General features: G+C 71.7%; 21 protein-coding genes. 14 read left to right on the top strand and 7 right to left on the bottom strand.

Annotation, left to right across the window (positions count from 1 at the left end; all coding sequences use genetic code 11):
- Entirely contained in the window at positions 1 to 453 is a 453-nt protein-coding gene (locus tag CRYAR_RS34680) for a GNAT family N-acetyltransferase (RefSeq protein WP_169745124.1), read from the bottom strand.
- 209 nt (positions 454 to 662) lie between these two features.
- On the opposite strand from CRYAR_RS34680, the gene CRYAR_RS34675 reads away from it, so the two are divergent.
- The 7 genes from CRYAR_RS34675 to CRYAR_RS34645 all read left to right on the top strand — a co-directional run bounded on the left by CRYAR_RS34675 (position 663) and on the right by CRYAR_RS34645 (position 7165).
- Positions 663 to 2030 carry an FAD-binding oxidoreductase gene (locus tag CRYAR_RS34675; RefSeq protein WP_035857416.1) on the top strand — a complete coding sequence of 456 codons (1368 nt, stop codon included), beginning with the start codon at positions 663 to 665 and terminating at the stop codon, positions 2028 to 2030.
- Between the two features lie 126 nt (positions 2031 to 2156).
- Positions 2157 to 2489, top strand: coding sequence for a hypothetical protein (locus CRYAR_RS34670; protein ID WP_035857415.1), 333 nt, complete (start codon positions 2157 to 2159; stop codon positions 2487 to 2489).
- 61 nt (positions 2490 to 2550) lie between these two features.
- Positions 2551 to 3096, top strand: a complete 546-nt coding sequence (gene cysC, locus CRYAR_RS34665) for an adenylyl-sulfate kinase (protein WP_035857414.1) — start codon at positions 2551 to 2553, stop codon at positions 3094 to 3096.
- Positions 3093 to 4076 carry a sulfate adenylyltransferase subunit CysD gene (gene cysD, locus CRYAR_RS34660; protein ID WP_051571335.1) on the top strand — a complete coding sequence of 328 codons (984 nt, stop codon included), beginning with the start codon at positions 3093 to 3095 and terminating at the stop codon, positions 4074 to 4076. The genes cysC and cysD overlap by 4 nt, the downstream gene beginning before the upstream one ends.
- The gene (locus CRYAR_RS34655) at positions 4076 to 5329 is read left to right on the top strand and encodes a sulfate adenylyltransferase subunit 1 (RefSeq protein WP_035857412.1); all 1254 of its coding nucleotides are present in this window, start codon (positions 4076 to 4078) and stop codon (positions 5327 to 5329) included. Before cysD ends, CRYAR_RS34655 begins: the two co-directional genes overlap by 1 nt.
- On the top strand, positions 5326 to 6267 hold the full coding sequence (locus CRYAR_RS34650) for a sulfotransferase family protein (protein WP_035857411.1): 942 nt from the start codon (positions 5326 to 5328) through the stop codon (positions 6265 to 6267). The genes CRYAR_RS34655 and CRYAR_RS34650 overlap by 4 nt, the downstream gene beginning before the upstream one ends.
- 1 nt (position 6268) lies before the next feature.
- A complete protein-coding gene (locus tag CRYAR_RS34645) occupies positions 6269 to 7165 on the top strand; it encodes a glycoside hydrolase family protein (protein WP_211247782.1) in 897 nt (298 codons plus the stop codon).
- Here the strand turns inward: CRYAR_RS34645 and CRYAR_RS34640 are convergent.
- Positions 7151 to 9439 carry a transglycosylase domain-containing protein gene (locus CRYAR_RS34640; RefSeq protein ID WP_084701352.1) on the bottom strand — a complete coding sequence of 763 codons (2289 nt, stop codon included), beginning with the start codon at positions 9437 to 9439 and terminating at the stop codon, positions 7151 to 7153. The genes CRYAR_RS34645 and CRYAR_RS34640 overlap by 15 nt on opposite strands.
- Positions 9440 to 9554: 115 nt before the next feature.
- On the opposite strand from CRYAR_RS34640, the gene CRYAR_RS34635 reads away from it, so the two are divergent.
- Both CRYAR_RS34635 and CRYAR_RS34630 read left to right on the top strand, forming a co-directional pair.
- Positions 9555 to 11060 (top strand): potassium/proton antiporter, encoded by a 1506-nt coding sequence (locus CRYAR_RS34635; RefSeq protein ID WP_035857409.1) that lies wholly within the window; start codon positions 9555 to 9557, stop codon positions 11058 to 11060.
- Between the two features lie 28 nt (positions 11061 to 11088).
- Positions 11089 to 11853, top strand: a complete 765-nt coding sequence (locus CRYAR_RS34630) for an ANTAR domain-containing protein (RefSeq protein ID WP_035857408.1) — start codon at positions 11089 to 11091, stop codon at positions 11851 to 11853.
- Between the two features lie 13 nt (positions 11854 to 11866).
- Here CRYAR_RS34630 and CRYAR_RS34625 read toward each other — a convergent pair whose 3' ends face one another.
- On the bottom strand, positions 11867 to 12583 hold the full coding sequence (locus tag CRYAR_RS34625; protein WP_035857407.1) for a MarR family transcriptional regulator: 717 nt from the start codon (positions 12581 to 12583) through the stop codon (positions 11867 to 11869).
- Between the two features lie 225 nt (positions 12584 to 12808).
- Between CRYAR_RS34625 and CRYAR_RS34620 the strand changes: the two genes are divergently transcribed.
- Complete coding sequence (locus tag CRYAR_RS34620; RefSeq protein WP_035857406.1) at positions 12809 to 13891, top strand: serine hydrolase domain-containing protein; 1083 nt, start codon at positions 12809 to 12811, stop codon at positions 13889 to 13891.
- 3 nt (positions 13892 to 13894) lie between these two features.
- On the opposite strand, the gene treZ is transcribed toward CRYAR_RS34620, so the two are convergent.
- From treZ to glgX, 3 genes are read right to left on the bottom strand one after another with little or no spacing between them, the layout of a single operon-like run.
- Positions 13895 to 15616 (bottom strand): malto-oligosyltrehalose trehalohydrolase, encoded by a 1722-nt coding sequence (gene treZ / locus CRYAR_RS34615; protein ID WP_035857405.1) that lies wholly within the window; start codon positions 15614 to 15616, stop codon positions 13895 to 13897.
- 11 nt (positions 15617 to 15627) lie between these two features.
- Positions 15628 to 17892 (bottom strand): malto-oligosyltrehalose synthase, encoded by a 2265-nt coding sequence (gene treY, locus CRYAR_RS34610; protein WP_211247781.1) that lies wholly within the window; start codon positions 17890 to 17892, stop codon positions 15628 to 15630.
- A gap of 1 nt (position 17893) precedes the next feature.
- Positions 17894 to 20002 (bottom strand): glycogen debranching protein GlgX, encoded by a 2109-nt coding sequence (glgX, locus tag CRYAR_RS34605; protein ID WP_035857403.1) that lies wholly within the window; start codon positions 20000 to 20002, stop codon positions 17894 to 17896.
- Between the two features lie 125 nt (positions 20003 to 20127).
- On the opposite strand from glgX, the gene CRYAR_RS34600 reads away from it, so the two are divergent.
- The 4 genes from CRYAR_RS34600 to CRYAR_RS34585 all read left to right on the top strand — a co-directional run bounded on the left by CRYAR_RS34600 (position 20128) and on the right by CRYAR_RS34585 (position 24827).
- On the top strand, positions 20128 to 21672 hold the full coding sequence (locus CRYAR_RS34600; RefSeq protein WP_035857402.1) for a Na+/H+ antiporter: 1545 nt from the start codon (positions 20128 to 20130) through the stop codon (positions 21670 to 21672).
- 119 nt (positions 21673 to 21791) lie between these two features.
- Positions 21792 to 22145, top strand: coding sequence for a hypothetical protein (locus CRYAR_RS34595; protein ID WP_035857401.1), 354 nt, complete (start codon positions 21792 to 21794; stop codon positions 22143 to 22145).
- A gap of 76 nt (positions 22146 to 22221) precedes the next feature.
- Positions 22222 to 23235 carry an SDR family oxidoreductase gene (locus tag CRYAR_RS34590; protein ID WP_035857399.1) on the top strand — a complete coding sequence of 338 codons (1014 nt, stop codon included), beginning with the start codon at positions 22222 to 22224 and terminating at the stop codon, positions 23233 to 23235.
- Positions 23232 to 24827 carry a phytoene desaturase family protein gene (locus CRYAR_RS34585; RefSeq protein ID WP_035857398.1) on the top strand — a complete coding sequence of 532 codons (1596 nt, stop codon included), beginning with the start codon at positions 23232 to 23234 and terminating at the stop codon, positions 24825 to 24827. The genes CRYAR_RS34590 and CRYAR_RS34585 overlap by 4 nt, the downstream gene beginning before the upstream one ends.
- Here the strand turns inward: CRYAR_RS34585 and CRYAR_RS34580 are convergent.
- Positions 24818 to 25285, bottom strand: a complete 468-nt coding sequence (locus CRYAR_RS34580; protein WP_051571332.1) for an SRPBCC family protein — start codon at positions 25283 to 25285, stop codon at positions 24818 to 24820. The two genes, CRYAR_RS34585 and CRYAR_RS34580, sit on opposite strands and share 10 nt — an antisense overlap.
- Between the last annotated feature and the right edge of the window lie 2 nt (positions 25286 to 25287).

Below are 25287 nucleotides of genomic sequence, written 5' to 3'. Positions count from 1 at the left end.
TCAGATGTCCCGGGACAACCAACGTGTCGGGCGCCCTTCCGACTGGTGAGCGTAATTGCTGCTCACAGCGTCGGTATCGGCCGTGAAGCCGAGTCTGCGCAGGATCTTCGTCGTCGCGGCGTCGGCGTTGGTACGGAGTTCGAGCGCCTCGCCCCGGGTGTGGAGCGTCCGGCGGACGTCGGCCAGGAGCCGCGAGGCCAGCCCCCGGCCCCGGAGCGCGGGCTCGACCGCGAGCGCGGTCATCCGGTGGCCCACCACGGCGGCGACCGCCAGCGCGCGGTGCGGATCCTCGGCGGCCACGTCCACCAGCACGTAGTAGTGCGCGCCCGCGGGCGCCTCCAGCGCGCACCGGCGCAGCAGGTCGATGGCCGGTTCCGGCGCCGCGGGCGGGGAGATCCGGAACACCACCATGTCCGCGACCGTCACGTCGTCTGAAGGCAGGGGACTAGTCACGGACGTGAGCATTCCCCGGCCGGTTAGGGGCCGACTTGGATCCGGCTAGGGCGCCAATCCCGCGATTGCCGCAACTCGGGTCGAAAAGCCGTCCAAGTCACCGATTCAAGCGGTCAACCGGCGCTCCAAGTCAGGATCAAGTCGGCGCCAAGCCGCTTGCGCCACTGTTTCCGTCGTCAGGACACGGAACAGGCAGTGGGGGCACGACGATGATCACCACCAACGCGGTCGGCTCGGACCTGGCCCGCGCGGTGCGCGGCCAGGTTCTCTCGCCGGGCGACTCCGGCTGGGAGGTGGCCCGCCGACCCTGGAACCTCCAGGTGAAGCAGGACGTCCGGGCCGTGGTCATCGCGGAGGACGCCGACGACGTCGCCGCCACCGTGCGGTACGCGAACCGCAACGGTCTCACCGTGGCCGCCCAGCCCGTCGGGCACGGCGCCACCACCGCCCTGCGTGACACGATCCTGCTGCGTACCGGAGCGCTCCGCGGCGTCGACGTCGATCCGGTCGCCCGGACCGCCCGCGTCGCCGCCGGTGCCGGGTGGGCGGACGTGTTGACCCGGGCCGGGGCGCACGGCCTGACCGGTCTGGCCGGCAGCTCCACCGGCCCCAGCGTCGTCGGGTTCACGCTGGGCGGCGGGCTGTCCTGGTTCGGCCGCCGCTACGGCTTCGCGGCCAACGCGGTCCGGTCGGCCGAGGTCGTCGACGCGTTCGGTGACCGCTACCGGGTGGACGCCGCGCACGACCCCGAGCTGTTCTGGGCCCTGCGCGGTGGCGGTGGCGACTTCGCGCTGGTGACCGAGCTCGAGTTCGACCTGCACCCGGCCCCGCTCCTCTACGGCGGCCGGTTGCTCTGGCCGGCCGAGCGCGCCGCCGAGGTGCTGGAGGCCTACCGGGACACCGTCGCGACGGCGCCGGACGACCTGAGCCTCTGGTACACGCTGCTGCGCTTCCCGCCGATCCCCGAGCTGCCGGAGTTCCTCCGGGGCCGGGCGATGGTCGCGGTCGACGCCACCTACCTCGGTGGGCCGGCTACCGGCCGGGAACTGCTCGCCCGCCTGCTCGCGGTGCCGGGGACGCTGCTCGACACCGTCGGCCCGCTGCAGGTCGCCGATCTGGGGTCGGTCGCCGCCGAGCCGCTCGACCCGGTGCCGGCGATGGAGTACGCGGCGCTGCTGCCCGAACTGGACGACGACGCCGCCGACACGCTGCTCGGCGTCGCCGGGCCGCACAGCGGTTCGCCGCTCACGTCGGTGCAGCTGCGCCACCTCGGCGGGGCGCTGGCGCGCCCGACGGCCGGCGGGGGTGCGGTCGGACACCTCGAGGAGAGGTTCGCGCTCACCGGGATCGGCATGCCGATGGGGCCGGGGATGGCCGAGCACATCGAGGCGCACCAGGCCCTGCTGGCCGAGGCGTTCGCGCCGCACGCCAGCGGACGGATCTTCTTCACGTTCCTCGGGTCGGAGGAGAGCCCGGTGGCCGCGTTCCCGCCCGACGTACTGGCCCGGCTGCGCGACGTCAAGCAGCGCCGTGACCCCCTGGGTGTCATTCGCAGCAACCACCCGGTGCTCAGCTGAGAGCACCCTTGAGCGGGCTCTCCGCGGTTGCCCCCCGTCATCCGCGGAGAGCCCCACCCCTCCGGCCCGGTTTGGTTGGCCCTCGCGACCGGTCACCCGGTGGCGCGGTGTTCCTACACTGGGTGTGTGACCAGCATAAAAGCACGTCGAATCGGTGGCTTCCTCGCTGCCGCCGCACTTGGGCTGGCCCTGCTCTCCGGCTGTGGCGGCGAGGGCTCTCAGACGGACTGCAACCTCAACTCCTGCACGGTCACCTTCGACCGCGGGGTCAACGCCAGCGTCTCGGTGCTCGGCGTCGACGCCAAGCTGGTGAACGTGCAGAACAGCCAGGCCACGTTGGAGATCGCCGGGCAGCAGGTGACGGTTCCGGTCGGTCAGGACGCCCAGTCCGAGGGCTTCAACATCTCCGTCCAGGAGATCACCGCGGACAACGTGGTCGTGAAGATCTCCGCCGCCTAATTCCCTATCGCATCGGTGGGATACGTGTAGCTGAGGGGCCAAGCCGGGTAACAATGGCCAGGTGACACACGAATCCCCAGGTGCCACCGTCTGGTTGACCGGCCTGCCCAGCGCGGGCAAGACCACCGTCGCGCTCGTCGCCGCCGAGCGCCTCCGTGCCGATGGGCGGCGCGTCGAGGTGCTCGACGGCGACGAGATCCGCACGTTCCTCTCCGCCGACCTCGGTTTCTCCCGCGCCGACCGGGCCACCCAGGTCGCCCGCGTGGGATGGATCGCGCGGTTGCTGGCCCGCAATGGCGTGCTCGCGTTCGCGCCGCTGGTATCGCCGTACGCCGCCGACCGGGACGCGTTGCGCGCGGCGTCCGACGCGGAGAAGCTGGCGTTCCTCGAGGTGTACGCGGCCGCGCCGGTCGAGGTGTGCTCCGATCGCGACGTCAAGGGTCTCTATGCCGGTCAGCGGGCCGGTGCCGTCTCCGGCCTCACCGGTGTCGACGCACCCTACGAGGCCCCCGCCGCCCCCGACCTCGTGCTGCGCACCCACGAGGAGCCGGTGGCGGCCAGCGCCGACCGCCTGCTGGCCCTGCTCACCGAACGAGGCCTCGCATGAACACCGCCGGGTCCGGCGCCACCGCGGCGGCCGTCGGCACGCCGGGTGTGAGCAGCCGGGTCGCCGGGGTGGTTACCGGGCACTCGGCGCCGGGGGCGCTCGACCTGCTCGAGGCCGAGGCGATCCACGTGCTCCGGGAGGCGGCGGGGCAGTTCGACCGCCCGGCGCTGCTGTTCAGCGGCGGCAAGGACTCCGCGGTGCTGCTGCACGTGGCCACCCGCGCGTTCGGCGGCGCGCCGCTGCCGTTCCCGCTGCTCCACGTCGACACCGGACACAACTTCGCCGAGGTGCTCGACTTCCGCGACCGCCGCGTCGAGCAGACCGGCGCCCGCCTCGAGGTGGCCCGCGTCGAGGACACGATCGCGGCCGGCCGCGTCACCGACGTCGCCCCCGGCCGGTCGCGCAACGCGCTCCAGAGCCGCACGCTGCTCGACGCGATCGAGACCCACACGTTCGACGCGCTGATCGGCGGCGCCCGCCGCGACGAGGAGAAGGCCAGGGCCAAGGAGCGCATCTTCTCGCTGCGCGACGCGTTCGGCGGCTGGGATCCCCACCGCCAGCGCCCCGAGCTCTGGCGCCTCTACAACGGCGCCCACCAGCCGGGGGAGAACGTCCGGGTCTTCCCGCTCTCGAACTGGACCGAGCTCGACGTCTGGCGCTACATCGCGCGCGAACGCATCGAGCTGCCTGCGCTCTACTACGCCCACGAGCGTGACGTCGTCGAGCGCGACGGCATGCTGCTCGCGATCACCGAGTGGTCGTCGGATTCCGACCGTTCCACTGCGAGCAGGCGGCGCGTCCGCTACCGCACGGTCGGCGACGCGATCAGCACCGGCGCGGTGGAGAGCGACGCCACGGACGCCGAAGCGGTGCTGGCCGAGGTGACGCTGGCCGAGCAGTCCGAGCGCGGCGCCACCAGGGCCGACGACCGCACGAGCGACGCGGCGATGGAGGACCGTAAGCGGGAGGGGTACTTCTGATGAGATCCGCCGGTGCCACCGGGCTCCTCCGCGTCGCCACCGCGGGTTCGGTCGACGACGGCAAGAGCACGCTCGTCGGGCGGCTGCTCTTCGACGGCAAGGCCGTGCTCGCCGACACGCTGCAGGCGGTGTCCTCGGCCAGCCGGGCCCGCGGCGCCGATCTCGACCTCTCGCTGCTCGTCGACGGGTTGCGCAGCGAGCGTGAGCAGGGCATCACGATCGACGTCGCGCACCGGTACCTGTCCACACCCGCGCGTGACGTGATCCTGGTCGACTGCCCGGGCCACGTCGAGTACACCCGGAACACGGTCACCGGCATGTCGTCGGCCGACGTGGCGCTGTTGCTCGTCGACGTGCGTAACGGGCTCGTTGAGCAGACCCGGCGGCACGCGGCGGTCGCGGCGTTGCTCCGGGTGCCGCACCTGATCCTGGCGGTGAACAAGATCGACCTGGTCGGCTACGACGAGCGCGCGTTCACCGCGGTCGTCGAGGACGCCGAGGCCTACGCCAAGGAGGTCGGCATCGGGCAGGTCACGGCGGTACCGGTGAGCGCGAAGAGCGGCGACAACGTGACCAGGAAGTCCCGCCGCACGCCCTGGTACGAAGGTCCGACGCTGCTCGACCTCCTCGCCTCGGTCGAGGTCCCGGTCCGGGCCGACGCTCCGCTCCGGCTCCCCGTCCAGTGGGTGGCCCGGGGCGACACCAGGAAGTATCTCGGCACGGTGGCCGCCGGGATCGTGAAACCCGGCGACGAGGTGATCGTGCAGCCGGCCGGGCGGCGCACCCGCATCCGTACCGTCGAGGACGCCGACGGCCCGCTCGCGGCGGCCGGTGAAGGCGCCGCGGTGGCCGTGGCGCTCGCCGACGACCTCCACGTCGGACGCGGCGAGCTGATCGTCGCCGCGGGCGACCCGGCCGAGGTGGTCCGCGAGTTCGTCGCCGACCTCGCGGTGGTGGGGGAGCGGCCGGTGACCGCGGGCGACCGGGTCCAGGTCCGCCTCGGCGGCAAGCTCGTGCGCGGGCAGGTCCGCGACGTCACCGACACCGTCGACATCGACACCGGCCGCCGACGCCCGGCCGACCGGCTGGAGACCAACGACATCGGCCGGGTGACGATCGCCGTCGCCGAGCCGCTCGCGGTCGATCCGTACGGCGTCGACCGCACGACCGGTGCCGCGCTGCTGCTCGCCGAGCGCACCGGCGACACGATCGCCGCCGCACTCGTGCGCCGCCTGGGGAGAGAGACGCCGTGACGCTGCCCGACTTCCTCGTCATCGGCGTCCCGAAGGCCGGCACCACCGCGCTGCACGCCGCGCTCGTGCGCCACCCCGAGCTGTACCTGTCCGCGGTCAAGGAGCCGAAGTACTTCCTCTCCGACGGGCCACCGCCCGCGCAGGGAGGCCCCGGTGACGCGCAGACCTATCAGGAGCACGTCTGGCGGCGCGCGGACTACGAGGCGCTGTTCGCGCCGGCCCCACCGGGCACGCTGACCGGTGAAGCGACCCCGTTCTACCTCTACGACCTCGACGCCCAGGCCCGCATCGCGCGCACGATCCCCGACGCGAAGCTCATCGTCGTGCTGCGTAACCCGGTCGACCGCGCGCACTCGAACTGGTACCACCTGTGGGCGGCGGGCCTGGAGCCCGAGCGGAGCTTCGTCGCGGCCTGCGACGCCGAGCCGGCCCGGAGAGCGGCCGGCTGGGCCCACTTCTGGCACTACCTCGGCCAGGGACGCTACGGCGAGCAACTCCAGCACCTCTTCTCGCTGTTCGACCGCGACCAGGTGCTGCTGATGCGCTACCGGGACGTGCGCGACACACCGGTCGAGACGCTCGACCGGGTCTGCGCGTTCCTCGGCGTCCGCACCGGGGTGCTCGGCGCCGTGCCGTCGGAGAACGTCACCCCGTACGTGCCGGACACTCCACTGAACACCGTTCTGCGGACCGCGCTGCGCGTCGGGGGCACGTTCGGGCAGCACTTCCCGGTGCCGCTGCGGCTCGCGGCCCGCGGCCCGCTGCTCACCGCACTGCACCGGCAGAAGGGCCCGCGCCCCCGGCCCACCGCGGACGAGCGCGCGGCGATCCTGCCGTACTTCACCGAGGACGTCGCGTTACTGGAGAAGGTGACCGACGAGTCGTTCCAGGATTGGCTGGATCTCGAGAACCCGCCCGAACACCATCAAAGGAGATAGCGTGCTGCCTCGCTGGGACGGAGCGACGGTCGTCGTCGAACCGCCGGACGTGACCACCGGATCCTGGGCGGGCGCGCCCAGCGCGGTCCTGGTCGACGGATCGTTCTACCTGGCCTACCGGCTACGGCTGCCGATCGGTGAGGGCCGCGGCTACGTGAACGTCATCGCGCGGTCCGACGACGGGCTGCGCTTCGAACCGATCGCGGAGGTACGCCGCGAGGAGTTCGACGCCGACTCCCTCGAGCGTCCGGCGCTGCTGCGTGCTCCCGACGGCCGGTGGCGGCTCTACGTCAGCGTGGCGACACCGCACTCCAAGCACTGGCGGGTGGTGCTGCTCGAGGCCGACACGCCGGAGAAGCTCCCGCTGGCCGCGCCGCGCACCGTACTGCCCGGTGACGAGACGGTCGGCGTGAAGGACCCGGTGATCGTGTCCGCGGCCGGCCGCTGGCACCTCTGGGCCTCGGTCCACCCGCTGGAGTCCGACGAGCACGCCGACCGGATGACGACCGAGTACGCCACCAGCCCGGACGGCGTCGAGTGGAGCTGGCACGGCACCGCGCTCGCCGGGCGTCCAGGGACGTGGGACGCCCGGGGCGTCCGGTTCTCCTCGGTGCTCGTCGACCACGACCGGGTGACCGCGCTCTACGACGGACGCGCCACGGCCGAGGAGAACTGGGAAGAGGTCACCGGCGTCGCGCACGGCCGGCTCGGCGACGACGGGCTGTTCACGCCGTTCACCGCAGATCAGCGCCCGCCTACGCGGTCCCCGTTCGCGCCGGGCGGGTTGCGTTACGTCTCGGTGGTGCCGCTGCCGGGCGTCGGCACCCGCGTCTTCTACGAGGGGACGCGGGCCGACGGCGCGCACGAGCTGCGGACGGAGCTGCTAGTCGCCCGGTGACGGGCTGCGCCGGCCACCGCCGTCGTCGTCCTCGTCGTCGTCCGCCCCCGGGCTCGGCGACCGGCCGTCCCGATCGCGGTCACGCTCGCGGTCACGACGACGCTCGCGCTCCCGATCCGGGTCCTCCGGGCCGCCACCGACGCTCGGGTCGCTCTTGAGCGTCGGTGGTGAGCCGTCCGGCCCCCACTTGCGCAGGCCACTCGGCGCGACGAAGCTCTTCGGCGCCACCGTGGACAGCGCCGTCTGCATCGTCTTGATGAAGACCGATGCCGGCACCCGGTAGTTCGGCACCGGACGCTTCGACGGGTTGTCGGGGTCGGAGTAGAACACCGCGGCCGCCAGGTTCGGCGTGAACCCGACGAACCAGGCCGCCTTGTTCTCGTCGGTGGTACCGGTCTTGCCGGCGATCGGCCGGACGAACGCACCGCCCACCCGGGACGCGGTGACGCCGTTGCGTCGGGAGCAGCCGCTGGCCGCGTCGTCACCGACCGGGCAGCGCGCTGCGTCGGCCACCGCGTCCGCGACGTCGGGCGCGATCACCTGTTTACAGGTGGGGTTGCCGAACGCGATCTGGCGTTCGTTGCGGTCGGCGAGCGACTTGAGCGGCGTCGGGTCGCAGCGTTTGCCGCGGGCCGCGATCGTCGCGTACGCCGTGGCCATGTCCAGCGGCGTGACCAGCGCCGTTCCCAGCGTGAACGAGCCCCACGCGTTCGGGTTGGACTGCGCGGCGTTGCGCTGCTCGTAGTCCGCGCTGGACCGGAACGTGACGCCGAGCCGCTCGGCCATGTTGACCGCGGCCTTGACGCCGATCCGTTCCTCGAGCTGCACGAAATAGGTGTTCACCGACTCGCCGAAGCCCGACCACATGGTGTGCGTACCGGCCATCCGGCCGCTCGCGTTCTTCGGGCACCAGAAGTCACCGCCGCAGGCCACCGGGCCGCTGGCGTTGCGGAACTGGGTCTTGATGCGACTCGGCGAGTTGATCTTCGTGCCCAGCGGCAGGCCCTTCTCGATCGCCGCCGCCATCGTGAACAGCTTGAACGTCGATCCGGCCTGGTAACCGGGGGACACGTTGGTGCCGGTGAGCAGCGGGTTCACGGTGTTGGGCGCCGACTTGCCGCCCGGGTTCTTCTTCAGGCTGTACGTCCGGTTGATCGCCATCGCTTTGACCCGCCCCGTGCCGGGTTCGACGATGACGATGCCGGTGGCGAAGTTGCTCCCGCGTTTGACCTCGTCGTCGACCGCCTTCTGCGCGGCGCGCTGGGTGGCCGGGTCGAGCGCGGTGACGATCTTGTAGCCGCCGGTCTTCAGGTTCGACTCGCGCTCGGTGCGGTTGCGGCCGAACGCCGGGTTCGACTTCCACCAGTCCAGGAACCAGTCGCAGTAGAAGCCGTAGAGCGGGTTGCCGTTCACGCAGGAGCCCTGCGGCTTGCGTGGCTTCAGCGTCAGGTCGGTCGCGGCGGCCTCGGTGGCCTGGGCGCGGGTGATGTACCCGAGGTCGGCCATCCGGGTCAGGACGTAGTCCCGGCGGGTCTTCGCGGCCGCGGCGTCCCCGCCGATCGGGTCGTAAGTCGTCGGGCTGCGGACCATGCCCGCGAGCATCGCGGCCTCGGCGAGCGTGAGCTCCTTCGCCGGTTTGGAGAAGTACCGCAGCGACGCCGAGCCGATGCCGTAACCACCGTTTCCGTAGAACGCGATGTTGAGGTAGCGCTCCAGGATCTGCTGCTTGGTGAATTGCTTCTCGACCGCGATCGCGTACCGGGCCTCGCGGACCTTCCGGCCGACCGTCTCCTCGGTCGCCAGCCGCCGCTCCGCCGCGGTGTTCGCGGCGTACGAGAGCACGTTGCGCACGTACTGCTGGGTGAGCGTCGATGCGCCCTGCTGGATGTCGCCGGCCTGCTGGTTGCGGACGAACGCCCGGATGATGCCCTGGGCGTCGACCCCGTTGTGCTGGTAGAAGCGCGCGTCCTCGGCGGCGACCATCGCGTCCTGCATGACCTGCGGGACGTCGGCGATCGGGACCGGGATGCGGTTCTCGGAGTAGAACGACGTGATCGGCGAGCCGTCGGCGGCCAGCAGGTACGACGTCTGGGGGAGCGGCGGCGTGGACAGCTCGCTCGGGAGGTTCTCGAACTCGTCCGAAGCCGACTTGGCGGTGAGCCCGGTGACCGCGACGACCGGGAAGGCCGCGGCGGCGATCACGACACCCGTCAAAAGTCCACACAGGACTATCGCGAAGAGCTTCGCCCGGCCGTCTTTCCCCCGCGCACCCATGTTCACAGGCTAGTTACGAGAACAGGATCAGAGAAGACAAAACTCCGTAACAGCAGCGCGCCACCTCGACATACCGCGAAGGCCGCGAAACCCGTGCGCATATTCTGCCACATGGATGCACGCGCTCAATCTCTTCCTCCTCGGTGGGGCCTCGGTTCTCCTGGCCGCGGTCATCGCCGTCCGAGTCGCGTCCCGGGTCGGGATGCCCGGGCTGCTGGCCTTCCTCCTGGTCGGTCTCGCGCTGGGCGAAGCCGGCCTCGGTATCCGGTTCGACGACGCGGAGATCGCGCAGGTCGTCGGCTTCGCCGCGCTCGCGATCATCCTGGCCGAAGGGGGCCTGACCACCCGCTGGCCGGACATCCGGCCGGTCATCGGGCCGGCCGCGGTGCTGTCCACGGTCGGCGTGCTGGTCAGCGTCGGGGCGGTCGCGGCCTGCGCGCACTTCCTGCTCGGCTTCGACTGGCGGATGGGCATCCTGATCGGTGCGGTGGTGTCGTCGACCGACGCCGCCGCGGTGTTCTCGGTCCTCCGCCGGCTGCCGCTGCGCCGGAGGTTGAGCGCGACCCTGGAAGCCGAGTCCGGGTTCAACGACCCACCGACCGTCATCCTGGTCAGCGTCGTCGCCTCCGACGCGTGGGGCGAGGCGTCGGCGTGGAGCATCGGCGGGCTCGTCGTCTACGAGCTGATCGCCGGGGCCGCGTTCGGACTGTTCGTCGGGTTCGTCGGTCAGTGGCTGCTCAACCGGGTCGCGCTCCCCGCCTCGGGCCTGTACCCGATCAGCGCGATCGCGATCCCGCTGCTGGCGTTCGGCGCGGCCGGCCAGCTGCACGCCAGCGGCTTCCTCGCGGTCTACGTCGCGGGGCTGGTGCTCGGCAACGCGTCGCTGCCGCACCGCAACGCCACCCTCGGCTTCGCCGAAGCGATCGCCTGGGTGGCCCAGATCGGCATGTTCGTGCTGCTCGGGCTGCTGGCCTCGCCGAGCCGCCTGAACGACGCCCTGGTGCCGGCGCTCGTCGTCGGGGCTGCGTTGCTCCTGGTCGGCAGGCCGCTGTCGGTTCTCGTCTCGGTGACGCCGTTCCGGTTGCCGTGGCGGGAACAGGCGTTCCTCTCCTGGGCGGGGCTGCGCGGAGCGGTACCGATCGTGCTGGCGACGATCCCGGCCGTCGCGCCGCTCGCCGGGCGCGCACGGATGTTCGACGTGGTGTTCCTTCTGGTACTGGTGTTCACCGTGGTGCAGGCGCCGACGCTGCCCTGGGTGGCCCGGCGCCTCGGCGTGGCGGCCCCGGACGAAGCGCGCGACATCGTGGTCGAGGCGGCGCCGCTCGACGAGCTGCGCGCCGACCTGCTGGCCGTCGCGATCCCGCCGCAGTCCCGCCTGGCCGGCGTCTGGGTGACCGACCTGCGCCTCCCGGACGGCGCGGTCGTGACGCTGCTGGTGCGGGACGGCAAGAGCTCGGTACCCGACGAACACACCCGGTTCCGGGTCGGCGACCAGTTCCTCGTCGTCACGACGACCGCCGACCGGCGGACCACCGAGCGCAGGTTGCGTGCGGTGAGCCGGGCCGGTCAACTGGCCCGGTGGTGGGGGGAGCACGGCGGTGAGGTTCCCACCCACGATTGACCCACGATCTGGGGGGAATCAAATTCAGGTGGACGACGACAACACCTCGGGCAAGGAACTGGTCGAACGCCTGCTCGCGTATGCCGTCGACGAGGTGGCCGGAGCCGTCGGCGCCGGAGTGACCCTCGTGCGCGACGGCAAGGTCGAGGCGTTCGCGTCGATCGGTCTCGCCCCCGAACTCGACCGGCTGCAGTGGGAGCTGGGCGAGGGCCCGATCGTGGCCACCCGGGCGGTCGAGCGCACCGTGCTCAGCCAGAACCTGCGGACCGACCCCGAATACCCCTCGTTGACCCGCGCGCTGGACACCACGTTCCTGGTGGGCCTGCCCGGCACGCTCGGCGCGGTGGCCACGCCCGGTTCCTGGGACGAGGGCGGCCCCTCCCAGTTCACCCTGTACCTCGACCGCGGCCCGACCGAGAAGACGGTGGCGGTGCTCGACCGGATCGAGCCGATGGTCTCGCACGCACTGGCCACTGTCGTGTTCTGCCAGCGCGAGTCGATGCGCGCCGACCAGATGGCGAAGATGGTGCAGTATCGCCGGGTCATCGAACAGTGCAAGGGTGCGGTGATGGCGACCGCGGGTCTCTCGGCGCCGCAGGCTTTCCAGGTGCTGGACAAGGCCAGCCAGCGGTACAACGTACGGCTGCGTGAGTTGGCGGTGGCATTGGCCGAGCACGTCGGCAACGCTCCGGCCGAGCACCCGGAGGACATCGGCCACATCCTCGAGCCCACCGACGAGTCACGCGCGGCGGCCCGCAAACTCTGGGACGGCATCACCCGGGCCGCCCGGTGAGGTGACGGTCGGGTCACGCGTCCGGCTGGAGTGATTGACGCCAGCGCTCGGCCGCCCGCGTCATGTCGCGGTTGAGGCGATCGAGGAACTCGCTGGTGTCGCGCAGCCGGGCACCGGCGGGGGTGTGGGCGCCGAGGGTGTGCGCGCCGTGCCGGGTGGTCTCGGCGAGCAGCATGTTCATCCGTGCGCTGGCCAGCCAGGCGCGGATCCAGACGTCGTCGTCCACGATGTAGCGGTCCCGGCGTCGGTGCGGGTCGTGCTCGCGCCGGATGAGCCCCTGCTGTTCGAGGTCACCGACGGCCTTGGACACCGAGGCCGGGCTCACCCGCAGCCGGCTGGTGAGGTCGGCCGCGGTGAGGTTCGCGGTGTCGTCGGTGAACAGGTGTGTGAGCACGCGGGAAGCCATCGAGCTCAGACCGGTCCGCGTCATCATCGCGGTGAGTTGTTCCTGGAGCAGGCGGACGGCCTCCGGGTCCCGTCCGTGCGTCGCGCCGGTCTCCGGCGGCGGTACGGCGGGCCGGCTGCCGCGACGGCGACGAGCCCGGATCGTCGTCGCCTGCTGCGCCTGTTCCGGCCGGTACCGGCGCGGGCCGCCGTTGCGGTTCACTTCACGGCTGATGGTGGAGGTCGGTTTGGCCAGGTGCCTAGCGATTTCGGCGTAGGCGGTCCCTTCGGCGAGCCTGGCCGCGATGTATCGGCGGTCCGCTGGCGTCAGCCTGCCCGTCGGCATTGACCCGACCTCCCCTGCTCGCCGTTCCGGGTATTGCGTTCACTGTCACCTCGTCGCAACGAATAGGAATTGCGTTGCGTTTGCTTCCAGGCCCATCGCACTAATGCTTAGGCGGTTCAGCAGGTAAAACGGCCTCAACGTGAATGGTGGCGATTGTTCGATTACTGAACGCAACGTAGCGTTCAAGGCACAGGAAATCATACGTCGCGATTGAGGAGCCCTCTGATGAATCGCATCATTCCCGGGGTGGACAGCGTCCAGCCGGTGCTCGACCGGGCCGTGGAAACACTCGGTGCGCCCGGCGTCGTCGTCGAGATACAGCGGCGCGACGCCCAGTGGTGGGGCTCCGCGGGCGCCGCCGACACGCGGTCCGGCCGCCCGCGGCAATCAGACGAGCGATTCCGGATCGGCAGCGCCACCAAGGCGTTCACCGCGACCGTGGTGTTGCACCTGGTGGGTGAGGGTCGCGTGAGTCTGGACGACAGCGTCGAGCGATGGCTACCCGGGCTGGTCCGGACCGACCACTACGACGGCCGGGCCATCACCGTCCGGCAACTGCTCAACCAGACCAGTGGCCTCTTCAACTACGTCCAGGATCCGGCCCTCGCCGCCAACGCCGTGGGGGACGCGTGGTTCGCGCATCGCTACGACCGTTTCACGCCGGAAGACCTCGTCACAATCGCGCTGTCGAACCCGCCTACGGGTGCCCCCGGCGAACGATTCATGTACTCCAACACCAATTACATCCTCGCGGCCTTGATCGTCGAACGAATCACCGGTCAGGCCTTCGGTGACGAACTCGAGCGGCGCATCGTCCGCCCGCTCGGACTGACCGGGACCTACCTGCCGGGAAACGAGCCCGGCATCCGCGGTGCGCATCCCGTGCATTACTCCACGCTGTTCTCGCCGGATCCGAAACCCGCGATTCACGACGCGACCGAGATGAACCAGACATATGCCTGGTCGGCCGGCGGCCTGATCTCGACCACCGGCGACCTCAACCGATTCGTCGGGGCGTTACTCGGAGGCCGGATACTGCCGGCCGCCGAGCTGGCGGAGATGCTCACCACCGTTCCCACCGAGGGCGCCGGGTGGATTCCCGGCACCCGCTACGGACTCGGTGTGTTCGCCCAGACGCTGCCGTGCGGCGCCACGGTGTGGGGCAACGGCGGCGCCACCTACGGCTCCTGGGTGTACTCGATGGGTACCCGCGACGGCAGCCACCTGGTCACCGCCCAGATCAACGGCGACTGGAGCGGCCTGAGCACGTTCAACGACGTTCTCGAGGCGCAGTTCTGCCCCGCCTGACGCTCAGCGGCGCACGACGGCTACCGACTCGGGGGCGAGTTCCAGGCCGCTCTCGCCGGGTTTCGCGTCGCCGAAGAGGATCGTCGTGGCGCTGACGGGCAGCGTGCGGGGCTCGGCGGACAGGTTCGCGGCGACCGCGTGCTCCCCCCGGTGGACGACGAGCCAGCGGGCGTCCTCGTCGTACTCCACCGACACCCGGTCCAGGCGCGGGTCGGTGAGGTCGGAGATCTCGTGGCGCAGGGCGATCAGCCGGCGGTAGGCGTCGAGCACGTCGGCGTGCGGTTTCGTGCCGAGCTCGCTCCAGTCCAGCTTCGAGCGTTCGAACGTCGCCGGGTCCTGGGGGTTGGGCACCTCCGACTCGCCCCACCCGTGCTGGGCGAACTCGGCCTTGCGACCGCGCTCCACCGCGAGGGCCAGCTCCGGCTCCGGGTGGCTGGTGAAGAACTGCCAGGGGGTGCCCGCGCCCCACTCCTCACCCATGAACAGCATCGGCGTGAACGGTGACGTCAGCATCAGCGCCGCGCCGACCGTCAGGAGGCCGGGGGAGAGCGTCGCCGAGAGCCGGTCGCCGGTGGCGCGGTTGCCGATCTGGTCGTGGTTCTGCAGGCTCACGACGAAGCGGTGGCCGGGCGTGTTGCGCCGGTCCACCCGGCGGCCGTGGATCCGCTGGCGGAACGTCGAGTAGGTACCGGCGTGGAAGTACGCCTCGGTGAGCACGGTGGCCAACGTGGAGAGCGCACCGAAGTCGCCGTAGTAGCCGCTGCGGTCGCCGGTCAGCGCCGAGTGCAGCGCGTGGTGGACGTCGTCGTCCCAGGCCGCGGTGAGCCCGTACCCGCCCGCCTCGACCGGGGCCATCAGCCTCGGGTCGTTGAGGTCGGACTCGGCCACCAGCGCGAGCGGGCGGCCGAGGTGCGTGGAGAGGACGTCGACCTCGCGGGCGAACTCCTCCAGCAGGTGCGACGCCCTGGTGTCGGCGAGCGCGTGCACGGCGTCCAGGCGCAGGGCGTCGAGGTGGAAGTCACGCAGCCAGCCGAGCACGTTGTCGAGGATGAAGCGGCGCACCTCGTTGGACTGCGGCCCGTCGAGGTTGACCAGGTCACCCCAGCTGTTCTGGCCCGCCTTCAGGTACGGCCCGAACTTCGACAGGTAGTTGCCGGACGGTCCGAGGTGGTTGTAGACGACGTCGAGCGCGACGCCGAGGCCCTTGCCGTGGCACGCGTCGACGAAGCGCTTCAAGCCGTCGGGACCGCCGTACTGCTCGTGCACCGCGTACCAGGCGACGCCGTCGTAACCCCAGTTGTACGTGCCGTTGAAGCCGTTCACCGGGAGCAGCTCCACGATGTCGACGCCGAGCTCGACCAGGTGGTCGAGCCGTTCGATCGCGGCGTCGAACGTGCCGTCGGGGGTGAACGTCCCGACGTGCAGCTCGTAGAGGACGCTGCCGGCCAGCTGGCGGCCCGTCCAGCGCCCGTCGGTCCAGTCGAACGCGCCGTGGTCGTACACCCGGCCGGCCTCGTGCACACCGTCGGGCAGCCAGACCGCACGCGGATCGGGGTAGGCGTGCTCGTCGTCGTCGAGGAGGTAGGCGTAGGCGGTGCCCGGGCCGGCGTCGGGCACCTCGGCCCGCCACCAGCCGCCCGCACCGGCGGTCATCTCGGTGTCCCGGCCCCCGGCCCGGACCCGGACGCGGGACGGCACGGGGGCCCACAGCTCGAACGTCGTCACGACGGAGTCCCTCACACTCGAGTCAGAAGCGCTACCGGATACCGCGACAGCACGTCGATCAAACCGACCGGCCCGTCCGCACCGGCCGAGTACTCGGCGCCGGTCAGGACGTCCTTCCACTCGCCGTCGGGCAGTTCCAGCACGGTGTCGCCCCAGCCGCCGCGCCGCTCCAGGCCGATCGGCAGCCGGGTCACCACGGTGATCGCCCCGCCCCGGTCGAACGCGGCCGCGTGGTCCGCCGCCGACCCCGACACCGCGATCGGCGTGTACGACCCGAACAGCTCCGGCCGGTCCCGGCGCAACCGCAGCGCGCGCGAGGTCACCAGGAGCTTGGCCGCGCCCTCGGCGTCGAGCGGCGGCAACCAGCCGTCGTCCAGCCGGGCCAGCAGCTTGCGCCGGGCGTCGAAGTCGACCGGCCGCCGGTTGTCGGGGTCGACGAGCGAGTTGTCCCACAGCTCGGTGCCCTGGTACGTGTCCGGGATCCCGGGCATCGTGAGCTGCACGAGCTTCTGCCCGAGCGCGTTCACCCACCCGTACGGCGTGACGAGCTCGGCGAACGCGGCCACGTCCGGCGACGCGAGCGCGGTGTCGATCGCGGCCTCCAGCGCCGCCTCGAACTCCTCGTTCGGGTCGTTCCACGACGTCACCGTGCGGGCCTCGCGAGCCGACTTCTGCAGCGCCCCCTTGAGCCGGGAAGCGCTGATCGGGTACGTCGCCACCACGGTCTGCCAGAGCAGGTGCGCGATCGCCCCGTCCGGCACCGGCGCGACCTCGCGCCAGCGACGGACCGCGGTCGCCCACTCGTCCGGGATCTCGGCCAGCACTGCCATCCGGGCCCGGACGTCCTCCGACCGCTTGGTGTCGTGGGTCGAGAGCGTGGTCATGCCCCGGGGCCAGTGCGCCTGACGCGCGGCCGCCGCCTCGTGGAACGCCGACGCCGAGCCGCCGAAGTGCTGCGGGTCGCCGCCGACCTCGTTCAGCGCCACGAACCGGGTCCACCGGTAGAACGCGGTGTCCTCGGCGCCCTTCGCCATCACCGCGCCGGACGTCTGCTGGAACCGGATCGCCAGCTCGTCGTCGGGGTCGGTGAGCCTGGCCTCCAGCGTGTCCAGCGCCGGCCCGAGCTCGGGCCGCCGCTCCCGCACGGTGACCAGCGCCGACGCCAGGTGGTCGAGGCCGAACGGCAGGTAGGACCGGTAGACCGGGAACGCGGCCAGGAGCTCGGCGAGGGCCGCCTCCGCCTGCGGCTCGTCCGGTACGAGCCGGGCCAGCCGCCGCAGCTCGGCCCGCAGCATGCCGGTGGCGACGTCCTTCTTGGAGGCGTACAGCAGCTCCGGGTAGTCGGTGGTGACGCCGGTGAGCTCGGTGTCCAGCGCGGTGAACGCGTCCTCACCGGCCGGGTCGACGAACAGCGCGCCGACCTCGCCGAGAGCGTCGTAGCCGGTCAGACCGTCGATCGGCCACTCCGGCAGCTCCTCGCCGGGCTCGGCGATCTTCTCCACGACCAGCCAGGCCTCGGGTGCGCCGACACGCAGCCGCTGGAGGTACTCACCCGGATCGAGCAGGCCGTCCGGGTGGTCGACGCGAATGCCGTCCAGGCCGCCCTCGGCGTACCAGCGGAGGATCTCGCCGTGCGTCGCGTTGAACACGGTCGGGTCCTCGACGCGGAGCCCGGCCAGGTCGGCGATCGCGAAGAACCGCCGGTAGGTGATCTCGCCGTCTCCCCGGCGCCAGTCGACCAGCCGGTAGTGCTGCCGGTCGTGCACCTCCTGGGGCGAACCGTCACCGGTGCCCTCGGCGATGGGGTACGCGTGCTCGTAGTACCGCAGCTCGCCGTCCTCGACGGTCAGCGACGACACGTCGGAGTCCGAGCCCAGCACCGGGATCAGCACCGGTCCGCGGTCCCAGTCGATGTCGAACCAGCGCGCGTACTCCGAGTCGCGTCCGCGGCGGAGCACGTCCCACCAGGCCGGGTTCGCGCGCGGCACCGCCACGCCGGCGTGGTTGGGCACGATGTCGACGACGAGCCCGAGCCCGTGCGCCCGCAGCGCGTCCTTCAGCGCGGCGAAGGCTTCCGCGCCGCCCAACTCGGTGTTGACGTGCGAGTGGTCGGCGACGTCGTAACCGTGCTGCGAGCCGGGCGTCGACTGCAGCAGCGGCGCCGAGTACAGCTGGGTGACGCCCAGGTCACGCAGGTAGTCGGCGAGCCCGGCGGCCGATCGCAGGTCGAACTCCGGCTGCACCTGCACGCGGTAGGTGCCACGAACCGTGCTCATGTCATACATCCCTCTGCAGCACGAGGAGCGAGCGCGCCTCGACCGGAATCTGACCGCCGGCCTCGGCGACGCGGGTGCCCGCGCCATTGGTGTTGGCGGTGTCGAGCGCGACGCTCCATTTGGTGGCGTATTCGCTCGGCGGCATCGTGAAGTCGATCGGTTCGTAGTGTGCGTTGAAGGCCAGGATGAACGAGTCGTCGGTGATCAGATCGCCCTGCGGCCCGAGCTCGCGGATGCCGTTGCCGTTGAGGAACAGCATGATCGCCCGGCCGAAGTCGCTCTCCCAGTCGTCCTCGCTCATTTCCCGCCCGTCCGGCGTGAACCACTCCACGTCGCTGAGCGGGGTACCGGCGCCGCGACGGACCGGGCGGCCGTCGAAGAACCGGCGGCGGCGGAACACCGGGTGCTCGGCACGCAGCTGCGAGACCCGTCGGACGAAGTCGACCAGCTGGTCGTCGGAGTTGCGCCAGTCGACCCAGGACAACTCGCTGTCCTGGCAGTAGGCGTTGTTGTTGCCCTGCTGGGTGCGGCCGAGCTCGTCGCCGTGCCCGATCATCGGCACGCCCTGCGAGAGCAGCATGGTGGCGAGGAAGTTGCGCCGCTGACGCGCACGCAGCTCCAGCACCTCCGGGTCGTCGGTGGGCCCCTCGACCCCGCAGTTCCACGACCGGTTGTGGCTCTCGCCGTCGTTGTTGTTCTCGCCGTTGGCCTCGTTGTGCTTCTCGTTGTAGGAGACGAGGTCGTTGAGCGTGAAGCCGTCGTGACAGGTCACGAAGTTGATGCTGGCCACCGGGCGGCGCCCGTCGTGCTGGTAGAGGTCGGCCGAGCCGGAGATGCGCGAGGCGAACTCACCGAGCGTGCCCGGCTCGCCGCGCCAGAAGTCGCGGACGGTGTCCCGGTACCGGCCGTTCCACTCCGTCCACAGCGGCGGGAAGTTGCCGACCTGGTAGCCACCGGGCCCGACGTCCCACGGTTCGGCGATCAGCTTCACCTGGCTGACGATCGGGTCCTGCTGGATGACCTCGAAGAAGGTCGAGAGGCGGTCGACGTCGTAGAACTCGCGGGCCAGCGTCGCGGCGAGGTCGAACCGGAACCCGTCGACGTGCATCTCGGTGATCCAGTACCGCAGCGAGTCCATGATCAGCTGCAGTGAATGGGGTTGCCGGACGTTGAGGCTGTTCCCGGTGCCGGTGTAGTCCATGTAGTACTCCGGCTGGTCGTCGACCAGCCGGTAGTACGTGCGGTTGTCGATGCCGCGGAAGCCCAGCGTCGGCCCGAGGTGGTTGCCTTCCGCGGTGTGGTTGTAGACGACGTCCAGGATCACCTCGATGTCGGCGGCGTGCAGCGCCTTGACCATCGCCCGGAACTCCTGCACCTGCTGACCGCGGGTGCCGGTGCTGCTGTAGCCGGAGTACGGCGCCAGGAAGCCGATCGTGTTGTAGCCCCAGTAGTTCCGGAGGCCCTTCTCGACCAGGTAGTGGTCGTGCACGAAGTGGTGCACCGGCATCAGCTCGAGCGCGGTGACGCCGAGCTTCGAGAGGTGCTCCACGACCGACGCGTGCCCGATTCCGGCGTACGTGCCCCGCAGCGCCTTGGGCACGCCGGGGTGGTTCATCGTCAACCCGCGCACGTGGGTCTCGTAGATGACGGTCTCGTGGTACTGGTGCCGCGGGGAGCGGTCGTCGGCCCAGTCGAAGTACGGGTTCGCGACGACACACTTCGGCAGGTGCCGCGCGGAGTCGCCGTCCGACCGCTCGTGCGGGGCGTCGAACTTGTAGCCGAAGAGCGAGTCGTCCCAGTCGACGTCACCGTCGATCGCTTTCGCGTACGGGTCGAGCAGCAGCTTGTTGGGGTTGCACCGCACGCCCGCCTGGGGGTCGTGCGGGCCGTGCACCCGGAAGCCGTACCGCTGACCCGGCTGGACCCCGGCGAGGTACCCGTGCCAGACGAAGCCGTCCACCTCGGGCAGCGCGTACCGCTCCTCGACGCCGCTGTCGTCGAACAGGCAGATCTCCACCTTGGTCGCGGCTTCGGAGAACAGCGCGAAATTCGTGCCGACGCCGTCGTAGGTCGCACCCAGTGGATAACTGGTGCCGGCCCACACCTGCATCGTGCCTCCTCGTGATCGATCCAGCGACGCTCGCCCCAGGCCGCGAACCTTGTCCTGCCCCGGTTCGGCCCGGTGCAATCCTCCGCCCCGCGTGCCGATCGGCGTGCACTGGGTAGGAGGTGCGTGTGAATGCTCTGGTCGTCGTCCTGGTCCTACTGCTCGGCGTCGTTCTCGTCAGTCCGTTCGCCGACCGGTTCGGGGTGCCGGCGCCGGTCGCGCTCACGCTGATGGGCGCCGTCCTGGCGTTGGTGCCGGAGGCGCCGCGCGAGCTGATCGACCCGGACCTGGTGCTGCCGCTGTTCCTCCCGCCGCTGCTGTTCGCGGCCGCGCAGCGCAGTTCCCGGCGTGACTTCACCCGCAACTGGAAGGTGCTGCTCGCGCTCGCGGTGGGCCTGGTCGCGGTGACGACAGTGGTCGTGGCCCTGATCGCCCAGTGGGTCGACCCCAGCCTGACGCTCTGGGCCGCGGTCGCGCTCGGCGCGGTCGTGTCGCCGCCCGACCCGGTCGCGGCCACGTCGCTGGCCGGCCGGCTCGGTTTGCCGAAGCGGCTGGTCGCGGTGCTGGAGGGCGAAGGGCTGATCAACGACGCGCTGGCGCTCGTCATCTACACGACCGCGGTGTCGGCCGCGCTCACCGACTCGTTCTCACCGGCCGACGCCGCCGGGACGCTCGCCGTGTCGGTGCTGATCGCGCCGCTGGTCGGGATCGCCGTCGGCTGGATCGGCCGGACGCTGATCAGCCGCCTCTCCGACCCGCGCGCCGAGGTGGGCCTGTCGCTGCTGCTGCCGTACGCGGCCTACCTCGGCATCGAGGAGCTGCACGGTTCGGGCGTGCTGGCCGTCGTGGTCGCCGGGCTGATGCTCGGCCAGGGCGGCAGCGACGCGTACACGGGGGCGGGGTTCCTGGCCGGCGGCACGGTCTGGCGGGTGCTCGACTGGCTGATCGGCGGGTTCGCGTTCGGGCTGGTGGGCTACGAGCTGGTCAAGGTCGTGCTCGACCCGGGCGTGCCGACCTACGGCACCGGGGTCGCGGCCGCGGTGTGCGCGACGGCGATCGCGACCAGAGCGCTGTTCGTGCTGCCGCTCGGATGGGTCGCGGGGCGTCGGATGCGCAAATCCACCGACGGCCACGGGTGGCGGGAGTCGGTCGTCGTGTCCTGGGCCGGTATGCGTGGCGTGGTGACGCTGGCCACCGCGCTGGCGCTGCCGATGGACTTCCCCGGGCGGCCGGTCGTGCTGTTCGCGGCGATCGCGGTCGTGGTCGTGACGCTGGTCGGGCAAGGGCTGACGCTGCCGTGGGTGGTGCGCGGGCTCGGCGTGCGCTCGTCGGACGAGGAGCAGGGGGAGGTCGGCCGGGCCCGCGCGGTGGCGGCCGGTGCGGCCATGGCCCGCCTCGACGAGCTGCTGGCCGCCGGCCGGATCGACGAGGACGCGGCGGAGCTGATCCGGCGGCGGTACGCCCGTACCGTTCCGGCTCTGCGTGATGAGCTCTCGGCCGAGGTGCGGCAGCGGATGCTGGACGCCTCCAAGGTCGCGGGGCACCTCCGGGACGCCGAACAGGCCGCGGTGCTCAGGCTGCGCAGCGAGGGAGAGGTGAGCGCCGAGACCGCCGACCGCGTCCTCCGCGACATCGCCGCGCGGACCGTCCGGGACACCTGGGCCGCGCACTGAGGGCGGCCCGGGTGCCGCCGGGGCACGGCAACCGCCTTGCGCCCGGGCTGCACTTCGGCCGCCACCAGTGGCGGCCGAACTACCCGGTGCAGGCAACCGCAGACCTACCGGGAGATCCGATGACCGACAACCTGTTCGCCGCCGCCTCCGTCGGCACGCACTCGCTCGCCGCCGTCGCCGACGCGCCGGTGGTACGGGACCGCCGCCGCCGGGGTCAGCACGTCGAACTGGTCGGCACGATCAGCGGGTTCGATCTCCTCGAGAGCACCGTGACGATCCGCGACGTACAGGACGGTCGCCGCCGCCACGCCGAGCTGACCATCGTGCTCGTCGCCGGGGCCACGATTACCGTCGACGGACAGCGCCGGGCGCTCTCCACGCTGCCGTCCGGGGCCAAGGCGATCGTCACCGGCACGCTCGACGGCGCCCTGCTCACCTCCCGGGAGTTCCACGCCCTCACGCTGAAGGGGTGAGCCGGAGCGTTTGCCCCCGGGGTCGCTAGGGCACCTCGTCGGAGCACATCGCGCCGAGGAGAAGGAGACGACGGCCATGCCGACAGCGTCCGGTGCCCCTGTAGTCGTGGTGACCGGCGCGAGCGCGGGTGTCGGCCGCGCCACCGCGTTGGCCTTCGCCCGGCGGGGAGCGGCCGTCGGACTGCTCGCCCGCGGGCAGGCCGGCCTGGACGCCGCCCGCCGCCAGGCCCTCGACCACGGCGCCGCCGACGCGCTCGCCGTCCAGACCGACGTCTCGGACGCGGACGCGGTCGAGGCCGCCGCCACCCGCATCGAGGCCGAACTCGGCCCGATCGACGTCTGGGTGAACAACGCGATGGCGAGCGTGTTCGCCTACACCTGGGACGTCACCCCGGCCGAGTTCAAGCGCGTCACCGAGGTCACCTACCTCGGGTTCGTCAACGGCACGCTGGCCGCGATCAAGCGGATGCGGGCGCGCGACCGTGGCACGATCGTCCAGGTGGGGTCCTCGCTGGCCTACCGCTCGATACCTCTGCAGGCGCCGTACTGCGCCTCCAAGCACGCGGTGGCCGGTTTCACCGAGTCGCTGCGGGTGGAGCTGCTCGCGGAGAGGAGCGGCGTCCGCATCAGCCAGGTCAACCTCCCGGCCATGAACACCCCCCAGTTCGGGTGGGTGCGCACGCGCCTGCCCCGGCACCCCCAGCCGGTCCCCCCGATCTACCAGCCGGAGGTCGGTGCCGAGGCGATCGTCCGGGCCGCGGAGACCGGTCAGCGCATGCTCGACGTCGGCCTGATCACCGTCGCCACCCGCTGGGGCCAGAAGTTCATCCCGCGCCTGCTCGACCACTACCTGGCCCGCACCGGGGTCGAGAGTCAGCAGACCCCCGACCCGATCGACGCCGCGGCCTGGAAGGACAACCTGAGCCGCCCGCTCGACGACGTCCAGGACCGGGGCGCGCACGGGGTGTTCGACGGGAAGGCCAAGTCGCACAGCTGGCAGGCCTGGGCCGCCGGCCGCAAACCCCTCGTGCTCGCGGCCGGTGGTGCGGTGGTCGCCGCCACCGCGGTCCTGATGAAGGGCCGCCGATGACCGCGCCCACCGAGACCGTCGACGCCGTCGTCGTCGGCGGCGGCCACAACGGGTTGGTCGCCGCCAACCTGCTCGCCGACCGGGGCTGGCACGTGCTGGTGCTGGAGGCGGCGGCCGAACCCGGTGGCGCCGTCCGCTCGGACGAGATCAGCCCCGGTTACGTCGCCGATCTGTGCAGCGCGTTCTACCCGCTCGGCGGCGCCTCGCCGGTGCTGGCCGGCCTCGACCTCGACCAGCACGGCCTGCGCTGGCTGCACGCGCCGTCCGTGCTGGCCCACGTGTTGCCCGACGACCGGGTCGCCGTGCTCTCCCGCGATCTGGACGAGACCGCGGCGTCGGTCGACGCGTTCGCGCCCGGCGACGGGGACGCGTGGCGGCGGGAGGCCGAACGGTTCCGCGCGATCGCCGACCGGCTCCTCGACGCGCTGTTCCAGCCGTTCCCGCCGGTGCGGGCCGCGAGCGGGCTGCTGCGCTCGCTCGGCGTCGCCGACGCACTGCGGTTCGCGCGCTTCGCCGTGCAGCCGGTCAAGCAGTACACCGCCGAGACGTTCTCCGGCGAGGGCGCGAAAGTGCTGCTCGCCGGCAACGCGCTCCACACCGACCTGCAGCCGGAGAGCGCCGCGAGCTCGGTGTTCGGCTGGCTGCTCGCGATGCTCGGCCAGTTCCAGGGTTTCCCGGTGCCCGAGGGCGGCGCGAGCGCGCTCACCGGTGCGCTGGTGTCCCGGCTCGCCGCGGCCGGCGGGCAGCTGCGCTGCTCCGAGCCGGTCGAGAAGGTTCTGGTGGCCCGGGGTAAGGCCGTCGGCGTGCGGACGGCGTCGGGCGCGTTGATCCAGGCCCGGAAGGCCGTGCTGGCCGACACCGCGGCCCCCCACCTGTACCGCCAGCTGGTGGGGGATCGGCACCTGCCGCCGCGCATGGTCGACGACCTCAACCGGTTCGCCTGGGACAACGCGATAATCAAGATCGACTGGGCGCTCTCCGACCGGGTGCCGTGGACCGCGGAGGCCGCCCGCCGGGCCGGCACCGTGCACCTGGGCGTCGACCTCGACGGGCTGACCCAGTACGGGGCCGACCTGGCCCGCCGGAGGATCCCGGAGCACCCGTTCGTGCTCGCCGGTCAGATGGCCGTGGCCGACCCGTCGCGCGCGCCGGGCAACGGCGACTCGGTCTGGGCGTACACCCACGTGCCGCACGGCCGGGACTGGAAGCCGGGGGAGACCGAGCGCCACGCCGACAAGGTCCAGGCCTTGTTCGAGAAGCACGCTCCCGGGTTCGCCGACCGCATCGTCGCCCGCCGCGTACTCAGCACGGCCGAGGTCGCGCACGGGAACCCGTCACTTCCCGAGGGCGTCGCGAACCTCGGTACCGCGGCGATCCACCAGCAGCTGTTCTTCCGGCCGGTGCCGGGGCTCGGCCGCGCCGACACCCCGATCGACCGGCTCTACCTGGCCAGCGCGTCCGCTCACCCCGGGGGCGGGGTGCACGGCGGGCCGGGGAGCAACGCCGCGCGAGCCGCGCTCAGGCGCGACTCGCTCGGCGGTCCGGCCTATGCGTCGCTGATCCGGGCGGCCAACCGGGCGGTCTACCGCTGACCGCGGGATCCGTCGGCCGCGTAGCGGTCGTCTTTCAGCGCCCGGGCCGCGAGCCGCTTGAGCGACTCGCGGTTGCGGGCGTTGAGCACCGGCGCGATCAGCGGCTCGGGCAGGAGCTTGCCGGGGCCGTCGACGAACTCCTCCGACATCGTCGCCACCGTGCCGGTGCCGTCGGGCTCCAGCTCCACCCGGACGATGCCTGCGAACAGCGGCCAGACCTTCACTTTCAGGACGAGCAGCCGGTCCGGTTCGATCTCCAGCACCTCGGAGTCGTCCTTCACCATCGCCGGCCACCCGCCGACGCTGTGGTGGATCTTCGTGCCGACCGCGGGGAAGCCCTCGTCCACGTCCCGGATGTGGCTCGCGCCCACCACCCAGCTGGCGTAGGCCCAGCCGTCGGCGAGCACGGAGAAGATCCGGTCGGGGGTGGTCGGGATCGACAATTGCACGCTCTGCACAG

Origin of the sequence: Cryptosporangium arvum DSM 44712, from assembly GCF_000585375.1 — a bacterium.
GTDB lineage: Bacteria > Actinomycetota > Actinomycetes > Mycobacteriales > Cryptosporangiaceae > Cryptosporangium > Cryptosporangium arvum.
This window is presented reverse-complemented; position numbering and strand designations above follow the sequence as displayed.

What these genes read in the sequence shown, in the direction of transcription:
- CRYAR_RS34640 (WP_084701352.1), bottom strand. Translation starts at nt 9,439, where the DNA reads ATGGGTGCGCGGGGGAAAGACGGCCGGGCGAAGCTCTTCGCGATAGTC.
- CRYAR_RS34655 (WP_035857412.1), top strand. Translation starts at nt 4,076, where the DNA reads ATGAGATCCGCCGGTGCCACCGGGCTCCTCCGCGTCGCCACCGCGGGT.
- CRYAR_RS34625 (WP_035857407.1), bottom strand. Translation starts at nt 12,583, where the DNA reads ATGCCGACGGGCAGGCTGACGCCAGCGGACCGCCGATACATCGCGGCC.
- CRYAR_RS34590 (WP_035857399.1), top strand. Translation starts at nt 22,222, where the DNA reads ATGCCGACAGCGTCCGGTGCCCCTGTAGTCGTGGTGACCGGCGCGAGC.
- CRYAR_RS34620 (WP_035857406.1), top strand. Translation starts at nt 12,809, where the DNA reads ATGAATCGCATCATTCCCGGGGTGGACAGCGTCCAGCCGGTGCTCGAC.
- CRYAR_RS34595 (WP_035857401.1), top strand. Translation starts at nt 21,792, where the DNA reads ATGACCGACAACCTGTTCGCCGCCGCCTCCGTCGGCACGCACTCGCTC.
- CRYAR_RS34585 (WP_035857398.1), top strand. Translation starts at nt 23,232, where the DNA reads ATGACCGCGCCCACCGAGACCGTCGACGCCGTCGTCGTCGGCGGCGGC.
- glgX (WP_035857403.1), bottom strand. Translation starts at nt 20,002, where the DNA reads ATGCAGGTGTGGGCCGGCACCAGTTATCCACTGGGTGCGACCTACGAC.
- treY (WP_211247781.1), bottom strand. Translation starts at nt 17,892, where the DNA reads ATGAGCACGGTTCGTGGCACCTACCGCGTGCAGGTGCAGCCGGAGTTC.
- CRYAR_RS34635 (WP_035857409.1), top strand. Translation starts at nt 9,555, where the DNA reads ATGCACGCGCTCAATCTCTTCCTCCTCGGTGGGGCCTCGGTTCTCCTG.
- CRYAR_RS34675 (WP_035857416.1), top strand. Translation starts at nt 663, where the DNA reads ATGATCACCACCAACGCGGTCGGCTCGGACCTGGCCCGCGCGGTGCGC.
- cysD (WP_051571335.1), top strand. Translation starts at nt 3,093, where the DNA reads ATGAACACCGCCGGGTCCGGCGCCACCGCGGCGGCCGTCGGCACGCCG.